General features: G+C 44.1%; 25 protein-coding genes. 15 read left to right on the top strand and 10 right to left on the bottom strand.

Going from position 1 to position 16779, the window contains the following annotated elements; all coding sequences use genetic code 11:
- Positions 1–9: 9 nt before the first annotated feature.
- Both rsxA and BUB66_RS07455 read left to right on the top strand, forming a co-directional pair.
- Positions 10–594, top strand: coding sequence for an electron transport complex subunit RsxA (gene rsxA, locus BUB66_RS07460; RefSeq protein ID WP_073256963.1), 585 nt, complete (start codon positions 10–12; stop codon positions 592–594).
- Between the two features lie 25 nt (positions 595–619).
- Positions 620–1657, top strand: coding sequence for an RnfABCDGE type electron transport complex subunit B (locus BUB66_RS07455; RefSeq protein WP_073256960.1), 1038 nt, complete (start codon positions 620–622; stop codon positions 1655–1657).
- Positions 1658–1749: 92 nt separating this feature from the next.
- On the opposite strand, the gene BUB66_RS12045 is transcribed toward BUB66_RS07455, so the two are convergent.
- On the bottom strand, positions 1750–1953 hold the full coding sequence (locus BUB66_RS12045; RefSeq protein WP_073256957.1) for a hypothetical protein: 204 nt from the start codon (positions 1951–1953) through the stop codon (positions 1750–1752).
- A gap of 25 nt (positions 1954–1978) precedes the next feature.
- Here BUB66_RS12045 and BUB66_RS07445 point away from each other — a divergent pair, with 25 nt between their 5' ends.
- Genes BUB66_RS07445 through BUB66_RS07435 form a run of 3 tightly spaced genes read left to right on the top strand, consistent with a single transcriptional unit; the run spans position 1979 to position 3990 of the window.
- A complete protein-coding gene (locus tag BUB66_RS07445; RefSeq protein WP_143156251.1) occupies positions 1979–3421 on the top strand; it encodes an ASKHA domain-containing protein in 1443 nt (480 codons plus the stop codon).
- Complete coding sequence (locus BUB66_RS07440) at positions 3418–3690, top strand: hypothetical protein (RefSeq protein WP_073256951.1); 273 nt, start codon at positions 3418–3420, stop codon at positions 3688–3690. The genes BUB66_RS07445 and BUB66_RS07440 overlap by 4 nt, the downstream gene beginning before the upstream one ends.
- A gap of 42 nt (positions 3691–3732) precedes the next feature.
- On the top strand, positions 3733–3990 hold the full coding sequence (locus BUB66_RS07435; RefSeq protein WP_198409397.1) for an SHOCT domain-containing protein: 258 nt from the start codon (positions 3733–3735) through the stop codon (positions 3988–3990).
- Between the two features lie 51 nt (positions 3991–4041).
- On the opposite strand, the gene BUB66_RS12730 is transcribed toward BUB66_RS07435, so the two are convergent.
- Positions 4042–4125, bottom strand: coding sequence for a four-helix bundle copper-binding protein (locus BUB66_RS12730; protein ID WP_073256948.1), 84 nt, complete (start codon positions 4123–4125; stop codon positions 4042–4044).
- A gap of 94 nt (positions 4126–4219) precedes the next feature.
- Entirely contained in the window at positions 4220–4399 is a 180-nt protein-coding gene (locus BUB66_RS07425) for a YHS domain-containing protein (protein WP_073257188.1), read from the bottom strand.
- Between the two features lie 230 nt (positions 4400–4629).
- On the opposite strand from BUB66_RS07425, the gene BUB66_RS07420 reads away from it, so the two are divergent.
- The 5 genes from BUB66_RS07420 (at position 4630) to BUB66_RS12230 (ending at position 9434) form a co-directional block, all read left to right on the top strand.
- Positions 4630–4845, top strand: a complete 216-nt coding sequence (locus BUB66_RS07420; RefSeq protein ID WP_073256945.1) for a hypothetical protein — start codon at positions 4630–4632, stop codon at positions 4843–4845.
- A gap of 130 nt (positions 4846–4975) precedes the next feature.
- Positions 4976–6115, top strand: coding sequence for a spermine/spermidine synthase domain-containing protein (locus BUB66_RS07415; RefSeq protein ID WP_073256942.1), 1140 nt, complete (start codon positions 4976–4978; stop codon positions 6113–6115).
- A gap of 65 nt (positions 6116–6180) precedes the next feature.
- Positions 6181–6522: a spermidine synthase family protein gene (locus BUB66_RS07410; protein ID WP_073256940.1), complete on the top strand. Its 342-nt coding sequence runs from the start codon at positions 6181–6183 to the stop codon at positions 6520–6522.
- 286 nt (positions 6523–6808) lie between these two features.
- On the top strand, positions 6809–9208 hold the full coding sequence (locus BUB66_RS07405) for a heavy metal translocating P-type ATPase (protein WP_073256937.1): 2400 nt from the start codon (positions 6809–6811) through the stop codon (positions 9206–9208).
- 73 nt (positions 9209–9281) lie between these two features.
- The gene (locus BUB66_RS12230; RefSeq protein ID WP_188092884.1) at positions 9282–9434 is read left to right on the top strand and encodes an LDCC motif putative metal-binding protein; all 153 of its coding nucleotides are present in this window, start codon (positions 9282–9284) and stop codon (positions 9432–9434) included.
- A 48-nt stretch (positions 9435–9482) separates the two neighbouring features.
- Here BUB66_RS12230 and BUB66_RS07400 read toward each other — a convergent pair whose 3' ends face one another.
- From BUB66_RS07400 to BUB66_RS07370, 7 genes are all read right to left on the bottom strand, one after another.
- Entirely contained in the window at positions 9483–10058 is a 576-nt protein-coding gene (locus tag BUB66_RS07400; RefSeq protein ID WP_073256934.1) for a manganese catalase family protein, read from the bottom strand.
- 18 nt (positions 10059–10076) lie between these two features.
- Positions 10077–10334, bottom strand: coding sequence for a spore coat protein CotJB (locus BUB66_RS07395; RefSeq protein WP_073256931.1), 258 nt, complete (start codon positions 10332–10334; stop codon positions 10077–10079).
- A 25-nt stretch (positions 10335–10359) separates the two neighbouring features.
- Positions 10360–10536 carry a spore coat associated protein CotJA gene (locus BUB66_RS07390; protein WP_073256928.1) on the bottom strand — a complete coding sequence of 59 codons (177 nt, stop codon included), beginning with the start codon at positions 10534–10536 and terminating at the stop codon, positions 10360–10362.
- A 130-nt stretch (positions 10537–10666) separates the two neighbouring features.
- Entirely contained in the window at positions 10667–10813 is a 147-nt protein-coding gene (locus BUB66_RS12150) for a hypothetical protein (RefSeq protein WP_159431515.1), read from the bottom strand.
- Between the two features lie 158 nt (positions 10814–10971).
- Positions 10972–11910, bottom strand: a complete 939-nt coding sequence (gene cysK / locus BUB66_RS07385; RefSeq protein ID WP_073256925.1) for a cysteine synthase A — start codon at positions 11908–11910, stop codon at positions 10972–10974.
- 14 nt (positions 11911–11924) lie between these two features.
- Positions 11925–13304: a HesA/MoeB/ThiF family protein gene (locus tag BUB66_RS12040; RefSeq protein WP_143156249.1), complete on the bottom strand. Its 1380-nt coding sequence runs from the start codon at positions 13302–13304 to the stop codon at positions 11925–11927.
- Between the two features lie 116 nt (positions 13305–13420).
- Complete coding sequence (locus BUB66_RS07370; RefSeq protein WP_073256922.1) at positions 13421–13981, bottom strand: biotin transporter BioY; 561 nt, start codon at positions 13979–13981, stop codon at positions 13421–13423.
- 189 nt (positions 13982–14170) lie between these two features.
- On the opposite strand from BUB66_RS07370, the gene copZ reads away from it, so the two are divergent.
- The 5 genes from copZ to radC all read left to right on the top strand — a co-directional run bounded on the left by copZ (position 14171) and on the right by radC (position 16760).
- Positions 14171–14380 (top strand): copper chaperone CopZ, encoded by a 210-nt coding sequence (gene copZ, locus BUB66_RS07365; RefSeq protein ID WP_073256919.1) that lies wholly within the window; start codon positions 14171–14173, stop codon positions 14378–14380.
- 135 nt (positions 14381–14515) lie between these two features.
- Entirely contained in the window at positions 14516–14899 is a 384-nt protein-coding gene (locus BUB66_RS07360) for a NusG domain II-containing protein (RefSeq protein ID WP_073256916.1), read from the top strand.
- A gap of 25 nt (positions 14900–14924) precedes the next feature.
- Complete coding sequence (locus tag BUB66_RS07355) at positions 14925–15455, top strand: Gx transporter family protein (protein ID WP_073257182.1); 531 nt, start codon at positions 14925–14927, stop codon at positions 15453–15455.
- 6 nt (positions 15456–15461) lie between these two features.
- Positions 15462–16052 (top strand): Maf family protein, encoded by a 591-nt coding sequence (locus tag BUB66_RS12225; protein WP_188092883.1) that lies wholly within the window; start codon positions 15462–15464, stop codon positions 16050–16052.
- 15 nt (positions 16053–16067) lie between these two features.
- On the top strand, positions 16068–16760 hold the full coding sequence (radC, locus tag BUB66_RS12220; protein WP_188092882.1) for a RadC family protein: 693 nt from the start codon (positions 16068–16070) through the stop codon (positions 16758–16760).
- Positions 16761–16779 lie beyond the last annotated feature (19 nt).

Genomic DNA, 16779 nt, shown 5'->3' with positions numbered 1-16779 from the left:
GTGTAAAAGTTGAAGGAACTTTTATTTATTATAGCAGGTTCTGTGCTGGTAAATAACTTCGTTCTGTCTAGATTTTTAGGGGAATGCCCGTTTTTAGGAGTATCAAGAAAGCTAGAGACTGCCATAAGCATGGGGATAGCTACTACTTTTGTTCTCACAATGACTTCAGTTGCGACTTATTTCATTCAGTTTTATATTTTAGAGCCGTTCGGATTGTCGAGATTTTTACAAATAGTATCCTTTATACTGGTTATCGCTTCGCTGGTACAGTTGGTAGAGATGGTAATTTTGAAAACGAGCCCAGCTCTCTATAAGGCCCTTGGAATTTATTTGCCTCTTATAACAACTAACTGTGCTGTATTAGGGCTTGCTCTGTTGATAGCGATAAAGAGGTATAATCTCGTTCAGAGCATTGCTTTCGGCCTAGGGGCTGGTATCGGCTTTACGCTAGCAATGGCGTTAATGGCAGGCATTAGGGAGGAAATGGAGTTCGCCGATATTCCCGAAGCTCTGCAGGGAGCCGCTATCGTTCTGATAACGGCGGGACTATTGTCCATGGCATTTTTAGGATTTTCAGGATTAATTCCGATGTAATTGTCACGCGGAGGAGGTGAAAATCATGGCCAATGTTATACTTGTTTCAGTGCTTAGCATGGGAGGGCTGAGCCTCCTTTTAGGAGCGGGGCTTTCCTATGCGTCGAAAAAGTTTGCCGTTGAAACGGACCCGAGAGTTGATGAAATTAATGAGGTGCTGCCGGGAGCGAACTGTGGTGCCTGTGGCTATCCCGGATGTTCGGGCCTTGCAGGAGCTATAGTTGAAGGAAAGGCACCGGTTAACGCTTGCCTTGTGGGCGGGCCCGCCGTTGCGCAAAAGATAGCTGAGATTATGGGAGTTTCGGCTTCGGAAGAAACGAAGGAAAAGAAGGTTGCAAGGGTATTATGCCAGGGTGGAATAAATGAAGCTAAATTCAAGGCGGATTATCACGGAGTAAAAACTTGCAGGGCCGCGACCATGGTAAACGGTGGGCCTAAGGCGTGTCCCTTTGCCTGCATAGGATTCGGAGATTGCGCAAAGGTGTGCCCTGTAGGTGCCATAACCATGAGTGAGAACGGCTTGCCTGTAATTGACGAAGAAAAATGTACCGGCTGTGGATTATGCGTAAAAGAATGCCCAAAAATGGTGATATCTCTTTCGCTCCAGAGAAATGAAGTTCACGTGCGCTGCAGAGCCACCCTGAAGGGCAAGGATACCAGGGATGTCTGTAAAGTGGGGTGCATTGCCTGCAAGCAATGCGAAAAGGTATGTCCCTTCGACGCCATTCACGTGGTAAACAACGTGGCAGTAATAGATTATGATAAATGCCGCAATTGCATGCTGTGCGTCGAAAAATGTCCGACCAAGACTATTACTTCGCTTTTCCCAGCCAGGAAAAAAGCGGTTATAAACGATAACTGCATAGGATGTACCATCTGCGCAAAGAACTGTCCGGTAAACGCCATATCGGGCGAGGTAAAGAAAAAGCACGAGGTAAATCAGGAGCTTTGTATAGGCTGCAGCATCTGCGCTGAAAAATGTCCCAAGGATGCGATAGTGATGGTTCGCGAAAAATATAGCGAAAACGGCGGAAGATGTGGCGATTGCGCTGAGGCGAAATAGGTTTTAAAAAGCGGGAGGTTTTTCCTCCCGCTTTTGCTTTTTTCATTTTTGCTTCTTTCGGGATGGCTACTCTTTGTTCGGAGATGCTATGATCATTTAATAATATCGCTGGCTAGGTTTTCAGAGTATTCTATTTTCATGCCGGCTCTCAATATATTTTCAACTGTTTTTCTATTTATATTATCGCCGATCAAAAACCTCGGCAAAAGATTTAATAAATCCATCAAACGACCGGCCAGCGGCCTTTCGCTCCTTACATGCTCGATAAATAAAATTTTGCCCCCGGGCTTTGTCACCCTCCGCAGCCCTTTAAGGCCCAGGATGGGCTCTGGAACCGTGGAGAAGACCCGGGCAGTTGGTTTTCCAATAGAGCCTGAGTGCAGGCTGGAAGTGCTGCGGTTACTATCCCGGCGCTTGTCCGAAGAGGGGACGGCGGTAATAAAAAATGGAAGGATAGTCGGTGTTGAAGACGGCGATACTACCGGCGAAATTTACGGTGCTGCAATAGATATAGGCACCACTACTGTAGTTCTGTCTCTGATAGATATGATAACAGGAAAAGAGCTTGCCGTGGTCTCTGCCCTAAATCCCCAGAAGGAATTTGGCCAGGATGTGTTGTCCCGCATTTCGCATGCAAAAAGAGGGGAACCGTTCCTTTTAGAACTTCAAAAATCAATCATAGATTGCGTAAACGACCTCCTCGAAAAAGCTTCTCAAAAGGTCAGTATCGATAAAAAACACATCTACGAAATAGCAGTGGCTGCAAATACCACTATGACCCATCTTTTCCTAGGAGTAAATCCCGAATCCATAGGTTATGCCCCCTACAGTCCGGTATTGGCCGGAGGAATCGATGTAAAAGCCAAAACGCTGGGGCTTGATATTTCACCCTTCGGAGGAGTTTACTGCGTGCCTGCAATTTCCGGTTATGTAGGTGGGGATATAGTCGCTGGTATTATTGCCACCGGGTTTTACAAAAAAGGCGAAGTTGCCTTATTTATAGATATAGGTACCAACGGAGAGATAGTTCTTTTTGACGGCTGCGAAATGGTGGCATGTTCATGTGTTGCAGGACCTGCTCTAGAAGGGGTCAACATAAGCTGCGGCATGAGAGCAGCAAGCGGTGCCATCTATGAAGCGAAGATAGAAGATGATGTATTTGTAAGGACCATTGGCGATGAAAGACCCAAGGGAATATGCGGTAGCGGCATAGTAGACCTGGTGGCGGAACTTTTAAAGGTCGGCTTTGTAGAACAAAGCGGCAGAATGCTGCCTCCGGCTGAAGCACAAAAAATCATAAGAGAGGATTTGGCTTGCCGCTTGATTGAAAAAGGAACGTCCATAGCTTTTGTGGTGGCCTACGGCGGAGAGCATGGGGATGATGTTTATATAACAGCCCGGGATATCCGCCAGGTTCAGCTGGCTAAAGGGGCCGTTTGGGCCGGTATAAGGTCTCTCCTTAAGGAAAAAAGACTTTCGCCCAATGATATAAACCGGGTTTATGTGGCGGGTGCTTTTGGAGCTCACCTTCGCCCTCAAAGTCTTTCCCGAATCGGGATGATAGCTGCTGAATGGGAAGAGCGCCTGGTGTTTGCCGGGAACACCTCTAAAGCTGGAGCTTTAATGTGCCTGCTTTCGAGAACGATGAGAGAGGAAGCCGAGAGGATAGCCCGAAAGGTAAAGTGCCTCGAACTTTCCACATTGGAAGGGTTTGACCGCCTTTTTGCGGATAGCTTGAGATTTCCGGAAGGGGATAGGCCATGAACGGGAAACAAAGAGTTTTTAAAATGTTAAAGGGCGAGCACATTCGGGCTTGCTCCGTTTTTGCTACCGAGTTTTGGGCTTTAAACCGGCGGTGCTACAGTTTAAAAAAGTTTTTGGAAGACCCAGATGGGATGTTGCCCTTGATTGCCCAAGAAGCCCAAAGTATCGATTCCGACATATTTTTCGGCTTAGATAAGACCATAACATATTTATCAAGCATATTAGGGAACAATAATCATGAGTCAAGACATTACTTCATTATATCCTAAAACTTTTTGCTCTATTCCCGAATGAAAGTGAGGTGGCAATAAATGATGCACTGGTTCTACCCTGGGTGGGGTTACGATGGGGGCATGATAATGTATCTGGGGATGTTCCTGTGGGTCTTGTTCTGGGCGGCTGTGATATATTTTATATTCAGATTGATAAAGTTAATTCCAATAAATGGGGCATCAGAAAGGCGAAATTTCACCGAAACGCCGCTGGATATCCTTAAAAAGCGCTATGCCGCGGGAGAAATAACAAAAGAGGAGTTTGAGAAGATAAAGGAGGATCTGAATAAGACTTGATTTTATGGAAAATGATTAAAGAGGCGCCTTTGTTAAGGCGCTTCTTTGTTATCACATATTTGCTAAATTTTTGCATTCCTGAGCACACTGGCGGCAGATATCGGCACACTGCTGATAATGTGCATCTTTAAACATTTCGTACTCTCTGGCGAAAGGCTTCGCAGATGTCTGCGCATAGAGAGCAGATTAGTTTTGCGAAAGCATTATTCTTTGCCATGAACTGGGAACACTAACAACAGCAGTGATGATGACCTTTATCCTCTTTGTTTTTCAGGTATTTTTCAGGATTTTTGTCAAAGGCTATTTGGCAGTGTTTGGAGCAGAAATAGTAGGTTTGGCCATTGTAAGTAGATGTGGCGAAAGCGTCATTTTCATTTACCTTCATGCCGCATACCGGATCGATAGCCATATTTTCACCTCCTGCACTAGTAAATATACCCCTTAGGGGTATAACGTCTTCTATTACTTTATCATTTTTATTTTTAAATGTCAATATATCTTTTCAAAAAGATCCTCCAAAACAAGAGTTTGAAGTCTCTGATGTTTTGATTGACAGAGTGTTTATAATTATTTATAATATATACCCATAAGGGGTATAAGTATAGTCATTTTCATAAAATTTTATGTGGGGGATCGACAATGGAATCGCGTTTACCGTATTTCATGGCGATGTTTATGCTTTCTGGCTTTCTATTTTCCCTGGAATTTCTTTTTACGCGGATTTTTTCGTTTCTCGTATGGTATCATTTTGCATTTATCATAATTTCAACGGCTATCCTCGGCCCGGGGCTGGGCGGTCTGTGGGTCAGAAAAGGCTGGCCGATAATCAAGAAAAATCGAACTCCATATCCTTAATTCGGCCCAGTGGGTTTTATTACTGGCTTATGGAGCTATCATACTGCTCCTTTACATTAACTTATTTAACTTCTTTCCCATGTTATATATGTTATTGAGCATTCTACCTTTTGCTGTCGGAGGAGCTATAATGTCGACTATTTATGTTCGCATGTCGCATTATGCTCACGCGCTTTATTTTACTGATTTAATAGGTGCGATTACCTTTGGATTGCTGACCTTTTTAATTCTCGACAAGTACGGCATGATAGTATCCTTATTATTCCTATTGATGACCCTTTTTGTTATACAGATGCTGCTTTCCAATGCGTATAAAAATATAAAAGTGTTCCTTTTATCGGTATTGCTGGTAGCAGCGGCTATTTCTGTTTCGACATTAAACCTGACTAGCTTCGAGCGGCGTTTTGGCGAGCTCTTAGCTATGAACAAGGTAAAGCTTTACGGCATAGAAAAAGACGGAAAAACCAGAATAGAGTATACGAAGTGGGATTCCTTTTCGAGAACCGATGTGGTCGATACGGGGGATGCCAAAAGCAAAATTATTTTTATAGACGGGGATGCCGCTTCAGAAATGTATAGATTTGACGGTAGTCTGGAGTCAATATCGTGGCTAAAAAGTACCCCTGGCTTCCTGCCCTTTACACTGCAAAGACAGCCCAAAACTCTGGTCATAGGTCCTGGTGGCGGCAAGGATATACTACTTGCCCTCCTGGCCGGGAGTGAGGATATAACAGCCGTCGAGATTAATAAAAGCAGTATTCAGGCTGTTAAGGCATTTGCTCCTTTCACAGGCGATATTTATAATCTTCAGCAGGTAAAGATATATGCAGGGGATGGGAGAAACTTCATCGAGCAGACGAAGGAAAAATACGATACTATTTTCATGTCGCTGGTGATGACAGAAGCTGCCGGGTCAGGCGGCCTTGCCCTTACGGAAAATTATATTTATACCAAAGAAGCTATTTTGAAGTATTTTGAGCGCCTGACGGAGGACGGGCAGTTGGTTTTTGCGGCTCACGATGAACGAGATATGACACGAATCATAACAACCGCACTTGCTGTTTTTGACAGCCTCGGTATCCCATATCGGGAGGCGATCAAACACATCGTCGTAGTGTCCATGCGGTTTGAGGATCACGATAGTGACGGCAAGCACTTTCATTACCCTGCAATTGTCATACGAAAATTCTTACGGTGTTCCGAATTCAGTAAAGGCTGTGCTGTTTCTGGTTATTTATGTTTTATGGGTATATTTCGAACCCCATTATAAAAAAATGAGCAGGCTAGAGAGAAGCCTTGCTAGTTATTTTTTCCTGATAGGTAGGTATCGGTTTTATGGCTTTGGAAATCTCTCTTGCACAAAAAAATATCCTTTTGTTAGGCCATCCTTCTACGGCTTTTCTGACAACGGTTAGCATCCTGGTAATAGCATGCAGTTTGGGGAGTTTGGCTAGCAAAAAGTTTAAAAGCTTAAAAAAAGATTTGCCCATTGTTTTGGCCTTTGGAATAGTCATGATGGCAATCCTGTACCGAGCGGTGTTTCCGGGTTTTCTCGGGAAATCCTTTTATTTTAAGCTATCCATTATGACTTTGATCTTAATTCCCATAGGCTTTACTATGGGCGTCTTTTCCCCGCTGGAATTGAAAAGGTCCGGCAGTTGGGGGAACCTTCACTAATACCGTTGATGTGGGGAATAAACGGCGTTGCTTCATTGTTGGGCTCTACTCTAGCTATTGTAATTGCGGGGATTTTCGGTTTTACTTATTCTATGTTATTAAGCGCTGCCGCTTATTCTCTATTAATTTTTTCTATCCAAGATATGTGGATGTGACAAAAAGCATCACTTTCTAGAATAGGCAGATACTATAAATAAAATGTTGACATTTTATTCACCGAAGAATATAATGGAAATGAGATACCCCCATAGGGTATATATTTGAGGAAATTAGGAGGGGATAAGATATGCCGGAAGCTGTAAAGAAAGCAGCGCTGAATATAAAAGGGATGACCTGCGCTTCCTGCGCCGCCCGTATTGAAAAAGTACTCTCAAAGATGGCAGGTGTGCAGGAAGTAAATATAAACTTTGCAGTAGAAAAAGCCAGCATCGCCTTTAATCCCGGAGAAGTTTCGATTGCGGATCTTGTGCAGAAAATAAGAGATCTCGGTTATGATGTTATCCCTGATAGGGTGGAGCTGGGGCTGAAAAATATGAGCTGCGCTTCCTGCGCCGCCCGAATAGAAAAGGCACTATCTCGGGCTCCGGGAGTTTTAAAAGCTTCGGTGAATTTCGCCTCTGAGACCGCCACGGTAGAGTATTTGAGCAGTTTAACCGATGTGAAAACCCTCATCAAAGTTGTTCGGGACATAGGCTACGATGCTTATGAAAAGACCGAAATGGATGTGGACAGGGAAAAACGGGAAAGAGAGAGGGAAATCCGGACTCTGGGCAGTTTGGTGGTAATTTCAGCCATCCTCACCGTGCCACTGGTGCTGTCGATGATTTTCAAGTTTCTAGGCTGGTATGGAGGTATCCTTGACAATCCGTGGTTTCAGATAGGGCTTGCCACCCCGGTGCAGTTTGTAATCGGCTACAGGTATTACCGGGGGGCTTACCATACTCTGAAGAGTGGGTCGGCCAATATGGATGTGCTGATTGCCATGGGCACCACCGCCGCGTATTTTTACAGTCTTTATAACGTTTTTGCTCTTCCGATGGAAATGATTCACAACTACCTTTACTTTGAAGCATCGGCGGTTATCATTACTCTCATTACCCTGGGCAAGTATCTGGAGGCCGTAGCTAAAGGCAGAACGTCGGAAGCCATCAGAAAATTACTGGGACTTCAGGCCAAGACTGCCCGGGTGATAAGAAACGGCGAAGAAATGGAGGTACCTGTGGAGCAGGTAGAAGTGGGGGACATTGTGGTGGTCAGGCCCGGTGAGAAGATACCAGTGGATGGTGTCATCATTGAAGGTTATTCTTCGGTGGATGAATCCATGCTCACGGGGGAAAGCATCCCCGTGGAGAAGAGAGTAGGGGACGAAGTAATAGGTGCTACCATCAATAAGACGGGCACTTTCAAGTTCAAAGCCACCAAAGTCGGTAAGGATACTGTACTTGCGCAGATCGTGAAACTGGTAGAGGAAGCCCAGGGGTCGAAGGCGCCGATTCAAAAGCTGGCCGACCAGATATCGGGGGTTTTCGTCCCTGTGGTCATCGCCATTGCGCTCATAACTTTTGCGGTTTGGTATTTTGTGTATGGCAACTTTACCGCAGGCCTCATAAACGCCGTAGCGGTGCTGGTAATAGCGTGTCCGTGCGCCCTGGGTCTTGCCACACCTACCTCGGTAATGGTAGGAACTGGCAAAGGTGCCGAGTACGGCGTGCTTATCAAGGGCGGTGAACACCTGGAGAGAGCACACCGGATCAAAGCTATCGTGCTCGACAAGACTGGAACCATTACTAAAGGAAAACCGGAGGTTACCGATATTATTCCGACCGGCAAATTAAGGGAAGAGGAAATATTAAGTTTTGCGGCTATAGCAGAAAAAAATTCCGAACATCCTCTGGGTGAAGCTATTGTAAATAAAGCTAAAGAAAAGGGGTTTGAACTTCCCGATCCTGAAAATTTCGAGGCTATACCCGGCCACGGCATATATGCAAAAATCAAAGGGAGGGAAGTTTACCTGGGTAACCGCAGACTCATGAAGGCAAAAAATATTTCCACGGAAAGTGTAGAAGATCTGCTGACGAAGCTTGAAAATGAAGGTAAAACTGCGATGATTATGGCTATTGACGGGACTCTTGAAGGTATTGTGGCTGTAGCCGATACTGTAAAGGAAAATTCCAAAGAAGCCATCGACGAGCTGAAGAAAATGGGTATCGAAGTCTGGATGATAACCGGAGACAACGAGCGCACCGCCAGGGCCATAGCCCGGCAGGTTGGAATAGATAAAGTCATGGCCGAAGTACTTCCGGAGCATAAGGCCGAAGAAGTGGAAAAGCTGAAGAAACAGGGCAAAATTACCGCAATGGTTGGAGATGGCATCAATGATGCACTGGCGCTGGTGGCGGCCGACGTCGGAATAGCCATCGGCACCGGCACCGACGTGGCTATCGAGACGGCAGATATAACGCTCATGAGCGGAGACCTGAAGGGGATTGTAACTGCCATAAAACTCAGCCGCGCCACCATGAGGAACATAAAGCAAAACTTATTCTGGGCGTTCATATATAACACCCTTGGTATTCCGTTTGCTGCCCTCGGATATTTAAGCCCCGCAATAGCAGGAGCCGCCATGGCATTCAGTTCGGTTTCCGTGGTGACAAACGCTCTGAGGCTGAAAAAATTTAAACCCTGAAATTAAACCTAAATGCTGGTAAGACCTTTCGCGGAGCTTCTTAAAAATGACATTATCATAAGGAGGTGTTACAATGGCGGGATGGATAAGCAGGTTTCTGGAGAATTTAGCTAAAGCCAGTGAAAGAGAATTCGCCGGTAGGAAGATGGACTGCTGTGAGTTACATCGAACTCAGGAAAAACACCCGGCGCATAATAATACGGCGCTTAATAATAAGAAAAAATGATTAAAAAGGCCTCTTTTTTTGCAAAAGAGGCCTTTTTTTGCGCCGTGGCTAGCAAAATATGTGTTTGTGTTGGTAGTGCTCCTGGACCTGCATCAGCGCCTCGCCGAATCTCTGGAAGTGGACTACTTCCCTTTCCCTGAGGAAGGAGAGCGTTGCAATAACCCCGTCGTCGTCGGTGAGGGAGATAAGGTGTTCATAAGTTGTGCGGGCTTTCTGTTCGGCAGCCAAATTTTCGTGGAGGTCGGTTATTGGATCTCCCGTAGCCTGGATATAGGCGGCGGTCCAGGGCACTCCGGCGGCGTCATGGGGATAAAGGGCTTTGTCGTGCTGTGCGAAATGGTCTCCAAGGCCGGCCTCTCTCAACTGCTCGGGTGTGGCGTCTTCGGTAAGTTTATATATGAGCGTACCTATAATTTCCCAGTGAGCCATCTCCTCGGTTCCGATGTGGGTAAGGAGGGCCTTAGCCTGGGGTATCGGCATCGTATATCGCTGGGTGAGGTATCTCACCGCGGCGGAAAGTTCGCTGTCAGGGCCGCCGTACTGGGCAAAGAGGAATTTTGCCATGGCTAAATCGCAGCGCCTCACGTTGGCAGGGTACTGCAGTTTTTTCTCGTAAAACCACATTTTTATGTTAGCCTCCTCTCAATATTGGATTTCCCAGGGCCACGGGTCGTTGATGTAGCGATAGGGATAGGGAGATTCGGAGTCGAGTCTAAGCGGCCCGTATCTATCTTCAAAAGCTTTTCTGAGCTGATTTAATCTGCTTACAAGTCGGTTGTGGTCTTCCAATGCTCTCCTGTCGCCCGGGTGGGTATCCAAAAACAGGGCAAGTTCATAAACTCCAAATTCGAGAGCCTGCAATTCCTTCAGCATCTCCACCATTGATCTATAGTCATGCATTTTGTTCACCTCACAATTGTGCTTATTACTCTGGTTTCCTATGAGCAGGTCTGTAGGGCCTATATAAGTCGGGGAAAATGGTTCCGTACATGAGAGCGGTTTTCAGATCGAAAGTTTCGCCGTAAGTTTGAATCGGAATATAAACCTCGGCAAGCCTCATACCGCTTGGGTATCCTTTTGGTGAGTTTTCTGTCCTGTTCATTTATAACTACCTCCAAGAAAGGTTATTTCGATTTGATTTCTTTTCAGTACCATACTATGCACCCTGTGGACTTTCCGTTACAGAAAAAGGGAAAAGGGCCGCGCCTGAGCGCGACCCTTAACGCAGGGATTTACAACCACCAGTCTCCCATAAGAAGGAGTATCAGTATCAGAAAAACTATAAAAGCCTCGCGGCTTCGACGATCACGGCCATCGTAGAAACCGCCTCCGGCTATTTCTCCCATGTAAATCCACCTCCTCCTATATTTCAATACCATAGTATGCGACGGAGGTTGAGCAGGTTACAGAAAACCATTTTTGGTAGAACATTTTACAAAATAATTTTGTTTTTTTATCTTAAAACGCTTTTCGGTTAAGAATGGGTAAATATAAAATAATAGGTAAAAAAAAGAAAAAGAGGGATTAATTTTGTTAATCACTCAGAAGGAAAGAGCCCTTCTACGCTTAAATAGCGTTCGCCTGTATCAGGAAGGACCGTAACTACCAGGTTATCCGGTCTAAAATTACGGGCCACTTTTTGTGCTGCGAAAACCGCAGCACCTGCGGAAATTCCGGCAAGAATTCCCTCTTTTGTTGAAAGCTCTCGGGCAGTTTCAAAAGCTTCTTCATTGGTTACTGTTATAATTTCGTCAATTAAGTCAAGGTCCAATACTTTCGGTATGAAACCAGCACCTATTCCCTGAATTTTGTGGATTCCTGGCTTTCCGCCCGACAGCACCGGTGACGATGTCGGTTCTACCGCCACTATCTTTAGGCTGGGAAATTCTTTTTTTAACACCCGCGCTACTCCGGTTATCGTGCCTCCAGTGCCTACCCCGGCTACAAAAGCGTCGAGTTTACCTCCTGTCTGCTCTAATATTTCTAATGCCGTAGTTTTTTCGTGGATTTCAGGATTGGCCGGGTTCTCAAATTGCTGAGGCATGAAAGAATCCTTTATTTTATTTGTTAGTTCCAAAGCCTTTTCTAAAGCTCCCCTCATTCCCAATTCCGGAGGAGTAAGGACGAATTCGGCGCCATAGGCCTTCAAAAGCTTGCGCCTCTCGACGCTCATTGAAGCAGGCATTACCAATATCAACCGGTATCCTTTAACGGCACATACCATTGCAAGGCCTATGCCTGTATTACCGCTGGTTGGTTCTATAATCGTTGATCCCGGTTTTAAAAGCCCCTTTTTTTCGGCGTCTAATATCATGCTGTAAGCTATTCGATCTTTTACACTCCCGCCGGGGTTAAAGGATTCGAGTTTTGCTGCAATGATTGCTCCCTCCTTTGGCGATAACTTCGAGAGCCGGACCATAGGAGTGCTGCCGATAAGATCCAAAATGGAATTAAAAATGCGGTTTGTCCTTTCCATAAGTGTTCACCTCGTCAATTATTTTTGCAAACAAAATCGTAGTTTTCACCTAAATCTTTTATTGAAGGATTTTCGCCACATATTGGGCATTTGTCATTTTTCGATAGAGCTGGTGTAATAAAGTTGAGTTCTAGCGAATCGAAAATTAGAAATCTCCCAGATAAAAGCTTCCCACAGCCTCCAAAAATTTTTACGGCTTCTATAGCCTCAATAGTTCCCATTACTCCAGGTACTGGTCCTAACACGCCAGTTTCGGCGCAAGATAGTACAGCTCCTGCTTGGGGCATTTTAGGGAAAACGCACCGGTAGCACGGGCCTTTCCCTGGCAGAATTGTCATCGCTATTCCTTCGAATCTCAGTACTGCGGCTTCGGCAAGAGGTTTCCCTGCAAGGACACAGGCGTCGTTTAAGAGATAGCGGCTCGGCAGGTTATCGACACCGTCAACGATGATGTCGTAATCCTTTATTATTTCAAGAGCATTTTTGGTGTTGAAACGAACATTGTACTTCTCAATATTTATTCCGGAATTTATTTTTTTCAAAAACATTTCGGCGGATTCAACTTTAGGGGTCCCTATGCGTGAAGTCGAATGAAGAATTTGCCTATTTAAGTTGCTCATCTCTACAATATCGCTGTCTAAAAGGCCGATATTTTTTACACCTGCCAAAGCTAGGGAAAAGGCAGCCGGAGAACCAAGTCCGCCACTTCCAACTATGAGGACTTTCAAAGAAGAAAGGTTTTTTCCTATGAATGGGTCTTGCATCGAATTTTCCTCAAGGGGTTTAAAGTCTTTTATGGATTTAAATTCCATATCCAGCAAGTTGTAATAAAGGGGTTCTTCCAATGCCCTTCCCAGGTTTAAACATATTTTTATAGCCTCTATCGCCGATATTGTCCCTGCAAAAAAACGAGAAAATACCAGCCCCGGAGAGTTTTTGCGAGAACCTTTCATATTTTGTGGAAAAGCAAGTTTATTACTTCCGCAGTCTTTTGCCGTCATTAAGCATCCGTTCCAGGGACGAGAGAAGCTTAGGATTCTTGGTACTCCTTTTAGTCGCTCGGATTCCTCAAAGTCGTCTGTAAAAAGCGCAAAGTTGATTTTTTCTATATTTTTAAAATTCGGAATATCGTTGTAAAACTCAACATCAAGGTCAGGGTTCAGGTCCAGTAGGCATGCTTTGAGTTCGGAAAAGTCTTCTTTTTTCTTCAAAATTACATAAAGATGTCCTATGCCTGATGCGGCCAGATAATAAAGCAGCGAAAGTATGTCTTCGACGGAATCGGCCACCACTATACCTTCCGACTCCAACAGTTTTTTTTGCCCAGGGCCGCTGATTTCAGGCATGATAATATGTCTCATGTACCTTGTTATTTGTTCCTTTGAGAGGATCACAGCACCACCCCTCAAAACAAATCCGTGTAAACAGATAGAAATATTATACTTTAATTATAAAGTTAACTATGTAGATTGTCAAACAAAAAAAGAGAACCTTTGTGCGAGGTTCTCTATCATAGGCTGTTTAAAACTCTTTGGAAAATATTATTTTTTCTCAGCGAAAAAGCTATAAAAGATGCGAGCATTGCTTTTGCAATATCCCCAGGGATAAAAGGCAGCACCCCGGCTGTTATTGCGGAAATAATGTCCATCCCGGTTACAAATGCAAGGTGCGAAGTTCCTATAATATAAACGATTACAATACCGCCTAATACATTTGAAAATAACAGTTTAGCAAAAGTGGCATTTCCCCTTTTAAGTAGCGTAGCTATTATATACGCTGCAAGGGGCCAGCTCATTATATAACCGCCTGCAGGACCTAAAAGCACTCCTATTCCCGCTGTCCCAAGGGAAAAAAATGGTATTCCGGCAATTCTCATAAGGATGTAAACTATAAGACTTAAAAGAGCTGTTTTAGGGGGTAAAAGGCTTCCTGCCAGCATAACCGCTAGGGTTTGCAATGTTATGGGAACAGGGCTGAAAGGGAGGGGAATTCGTATGTAGCTAAATACCGCCGTGAGCGAGGCAAAAAGTGAGCAGAAAGCAATCTCCTTTGCCGTGAGTTTTTTGTTCATAGAGCTTTAAACTCCTTTCACAGTTGTTTTTTAAGGATATTTTAATATTTGCCGAAGAAATTGTCAACTAAAAACAAAGATAGAGTAAACAAATAATTTTCCAATCGTAATTAAATCCCTGTTAAAAATAGAAAAAATAAGGTAAAATAAAAAGGGGATTTTTTGAGAAACCGCAAAGGGGGAATTAAGATGCCGGACATTACTTTAAAAGTTTTAGGCATGTCCTGTATGCACTGCAAACACGCTGTAGAGTCAGCGGTAAAGGCTCTGCCGGGAATAGAAAAAGTTGAGGCGAAGGTGGAGGAAGGAAAGGTTGAGGTCTACTTTGACTCTTCAAAAGTTTCCGTTGAACAAATTGCATCCGCGATAGAGGATGCAGGGTATGATGTTGAAAAATAGTTGACAGATTCGGGTTTTATGTCCTTAAGGGGCATAAAATCTTTTTTTATTGTTTAAACACTAGGGGTATTTTCCACTTGTCTTGCTCCGAACAAATATGGTACACTATAAATAATGCAGAGGAAGGCGGTCTTTATGCTGACTAAGGGCGACAAGATTTTGATTGCAACGGTAATTTTGGTGGCGTTTGTAATTTTTACAGGATTTCAAATTTATGGCTTTACTGGCGGGAAAACCTATGCCGTTATAGAAATAAATGGAAAAGAATATCAAAAGATTTCTCTTGGTAAAGATGGACCCAAGATGCAATTAAAGGTAGCAGGATTTATAGGCGATGTTGTACTTGAAATTGATAGAGACAAGGTCAGGGTAGTTGCTTCTGATTGCCCCGATAAGGATTGTTTACGTCAAGGGTGGGTGTCCAAGCCAGGACAGACGCTGGTATGTCTGCCTAATAGAGTTGTTGTTAAGATTCAAAACACGGAATCCACGAATGAGGTGGATGGCGTAAGCTTTTAAGCAATTATTTACAGGGATGATTTTTATGGCAAAAACAAAAAAATTAGTATATCTGTCGTTGCTGGTAGCCGGAGGAGTTGCCCTCCACGTAATAGAGAACATGATACCGGTGCCTTTTCCGGTGCCCGGCGCAAAGCTAGGCCTTGCCAATATCATTTCTCTGTTAGCGATAGTACTTTACGGAACTCGAGAAGGGTTAGAAGTAAACATCTTGCGGTGCTTAATAGGTTCGTTTTTGGGAGGTTCAATGTCAAGTCTGATTTACAGCCTTTCAGGAGCAATATCAAGTACTCTGGTGATGGGATTTGCCGTTAAGTACTTTGAAAAAGTTTTTAGCCTAGTAGGCGTGAGTATACTCGGGAGTGTGACCCATAATTTTGCTCAGGTTACTGTGGCCAGCGTCGTGCTTTCCACCTTTGGGATATATTCTTACTTGCCTTTTTTAATGGTTGTGGGACTTTTAACTGGGGGCTTCACCGGACTTGCGGCAAATTTTGCAAAGGAAAAACTCTCCGGAAGCCTCGGCCTTGTGGAGACGGTTGACAGAAGGAGATGAACCATTATGTACAACAACCTCGGTCCCAGGCTGATTTTAGCTTCGGCTTCTCCGAGAAGAAAGGAGCTTTTAAAGCAGATAGGGCTCGATTTTGAAATAATACCGAGTGCCATCGATGAAACTTTGCCGTCTGGGACAGCACCGGCTGTAGCGGCGGTGAAACTGGCAGAAAATAAAGCTTTAGATGTGGCAAGTCGCATAAAAGATGGAATAGTCATAGCCGCTGATACCGTTGTTGCTTTAGACGATATAATTTTGGGAAAACCCAAGGACGAAGAGGAAGCGATGAAGATGCTCGAAAGTCTAAGCGGAAGGTGGCACAGGGTTTTTACGGGTGTCGCTGTAATTGACAGTTCCTTATCAAGAAAGATTGCGGACTGCGAAGAGAGCAGGGTAAAATTCAAAAACCTTTCCTCTAGCGAAATAGAAAATTATATAAAAACTGGCGAGCCTATGGACAAAGCTGGAGCTTACGGAATCCAGGGGAAAGGAGCATTGCTTGTAGAAAAAATAGAAGGATGTTATTATAATATCGTGGGACTGCCGATTTTCAAATTAAGCCTTTTACTTTCTAATTTTGGAATAAGAATTCTTTGATCAGGAGGAAATTTCGTGTCATCCTTAAAGATTAAAGACCTGCCTAGAGAGGCAAGACCGCGGGAGCGCTTGCAAAAATATGGGGCTACTGCTTTAAGCGATGCGGAGCTTCTTGCTCTTTTGATAAGAACCGGTACCAAGGCCGAATCAGCTTTGGTGTTAGCCCAAAGGGTTTTAAAGGGAGACGGAGGAAAAGCCGGACTGGAATTTGTGGCAGAGGCAAGCTTAGAAGAGCTTTCAAAAGTTAAGGGGATTGGCCTTGCAAAGGCAGTACAGATAAAGGCAGCCGTCGAACTAGGCCGCAGGATTTCATCTTGCTTTAAGGATTGTGATATAGTAATATCCTCACCAGTTGACGTGAAAAAATTATTGATGGAAGAAATGCGTTATTTGGACAAAGAATATTTTAAAATAATCATGCTAAATGTTAAAAACCGTGTTATATCGGTGGAAAATATTTCAATAGGCAGTCTTAATTCGTCTATAGTTCACCCGAGAGAAGTGTTCAAGCCTGCAATTAAAAGGAGTAGTGCAGCCGTTATACTAGTTCACAACCATCCTAGCGGAGACACAACGCCAAGCAGGGAAGATATAGAAATAACTCGCCGCCTAGTGGAAGCAGGCAAAATTCTTGGGATAGAAGTATTAGATCACATTATTTTTGGGAATTCGGATTACTTAAGCTTCAAAGAAAAAAGGATTCTTTAAAAAAGAAAAAATTCGACCA

Origin of the sequence: Caldanaerovirga acetigignens, from assembly GCF_900142995.1 — a bacterium.
Taxonomy (GTDB): domain Bacteria; phylum Bacillota; class Thermosediminibacteria; order Thermosediminibacterales; family Thermosediminibacteraceae; genus Fervidicola; species Fervidicola acetigignens.
The sequence above is the reverse complement of the archived record's forward strand: the minus strand, read 5'-3'. Positions and strand labels throughout refer to the sequence as shown.

Bases quoted from the DNA above. Each gene is read 5' to 3' on its own strand.
- BUB66_RS07360 (WP_073256916.1), top strand. From the start codon at position 14,516: ATGCTGACTAAGGGCGACAAGATTTTGATTGCAACGGTAATTTTGGTG.
- BUB66_RS07440 (WP_073256951.1), top strand. From the start codon at position 3,418: ATGAACGGGAAACAAAGAGTTTTTAAAATGTTAAAGGGCGAGCACATT.
- BUB66_RS07395 (WP_073256931.1), bottom strand. From the start codon at position 10,334: ATGCATGACTATAGATCAATGGTGGAGATGCTGAAGGAATTGCAGGCT.
- BUB66_RS12230 (WP_188092884.1), top strand. From the start codon at position 9,282: ATGGCGGGATGGATAAGCAGGTTTCTGGAGAATTTAGCTAAAGCCAGT.
- cysK (WP_073256925.1), bottom strand. From the start codon at position 11,910: ATGGAAAGGACAAACCGCATTTTTAATTCCATTTTGGATCTTATCGGC.
- BUB66_RS07405 (WP_073256937.1), top strand. From the start codon at position 6,809: ATGCCGGAAGCTGTAAAGAAAGCAGCGCTGAATATAAAAGGGATGACC.
- BUB66_RS07410 (WP_073256940.1), top strand. From the start codon at position 6,181: ATGGCTTTGGAAATCTCTCTTGCACAAAAAAATATCCTTTTGTTAGGC.
- BUB66_RS07415 (WP_073256942.1), top strand. From the start codon at position 4,976: ATGTCGACTATTTATGTTCGCATGTCGCATTATGCTCACGCGCTTTAT.
- BUB66_RS07445 (WP_143156251.1), top strand. From the start codon at position 1,979: ATGGGCTCTGGAACCGTGGAGAAGACCCGGGCAGTTGGTTTTCCAATA.
- BUB66_RS07390 (WP_073256928.1), bottom strand. From the start codon at position 10,536: ATGAACAGGACAGAAAACTCACCAAAAGGATACCCAAGCGGTATGAGG.
- BUB66_RS12225 (WP_188092883.1), top strand. From the start codon at position 15,462: ATGTACAACAACCTCGGTCCCAGGCTGATTTTAGCTTCGGCTTCTCCG.
- BUB66_RS12150 (WP_159431515.1), bottom strand. From the start codon at position 10,813: ATGGTATTGAAATATAGGAGGAGGTGGATTTACATGGGAGAAATAGCC.
- BUB66_RS07420 (WP_073256945.1), top strand. From the start codon at position 4,630: ATGGAATCGCGTTTACCGTATTTCATGGCGATGTTTATGCTTTCTGGC.
- BUB66_RS07370 (WP_073256922.1), bottom strand. From the start codon at position 13,981: ATGAACAAAAAACTCACGGCAAAGGAGATTGCTTTCTGCTCACTTTTT.
- BUB66_RS12730 (WP_073256948.1), bottom strand. From the start codon at position 4,125: ATGTTTAAAGATGCACATTATCAGCAGTGTGCCGATATCTGCCGCCAG.
- BUB66_RS07455 (WP_073256960.1), top strand. From the start codon at position 620: ATGGCCAATGTTATACTTGTTTCAGTGCTTAGCATGGGAGGGCTGAGC.
- copZ (WP_073256919.1), top strand. From the start codon at position 14,171: ATGCCGGACATTACTTTAAAAGTTTTAGGCATGTCCTGTATGCACTGC.
- BUB66_RS07355 (WP_073257182.1), top strand. From the start codon at position 14,925: ATGGCAAAAACAAAAAAATTAGTATATCTGTCGTTGCTGGTAGCCGGA.
- BUB66_RS07435 (WP_198409397.1), top strand. From the start codon at position 3,733: ATGATGCACTGGTTCTACCCTGGGTGGGGTTACGATGGGGGCATGATA.
- BUB66_RS07425 (WP_073257188.1), bottom strand. From the start codon at position 4,399: ATGGCTATCGATCCGGTATGCGGCATGAAGGTAAATGAAAATGACGCT.
- BUB66_RS07400 (WP_073256934.1), bottom strand. From the start codon at position 10,058: ATGTGGTTTTACGAGAAAAAACTGCAGTACCCTGCCAACGTGAGGCGC.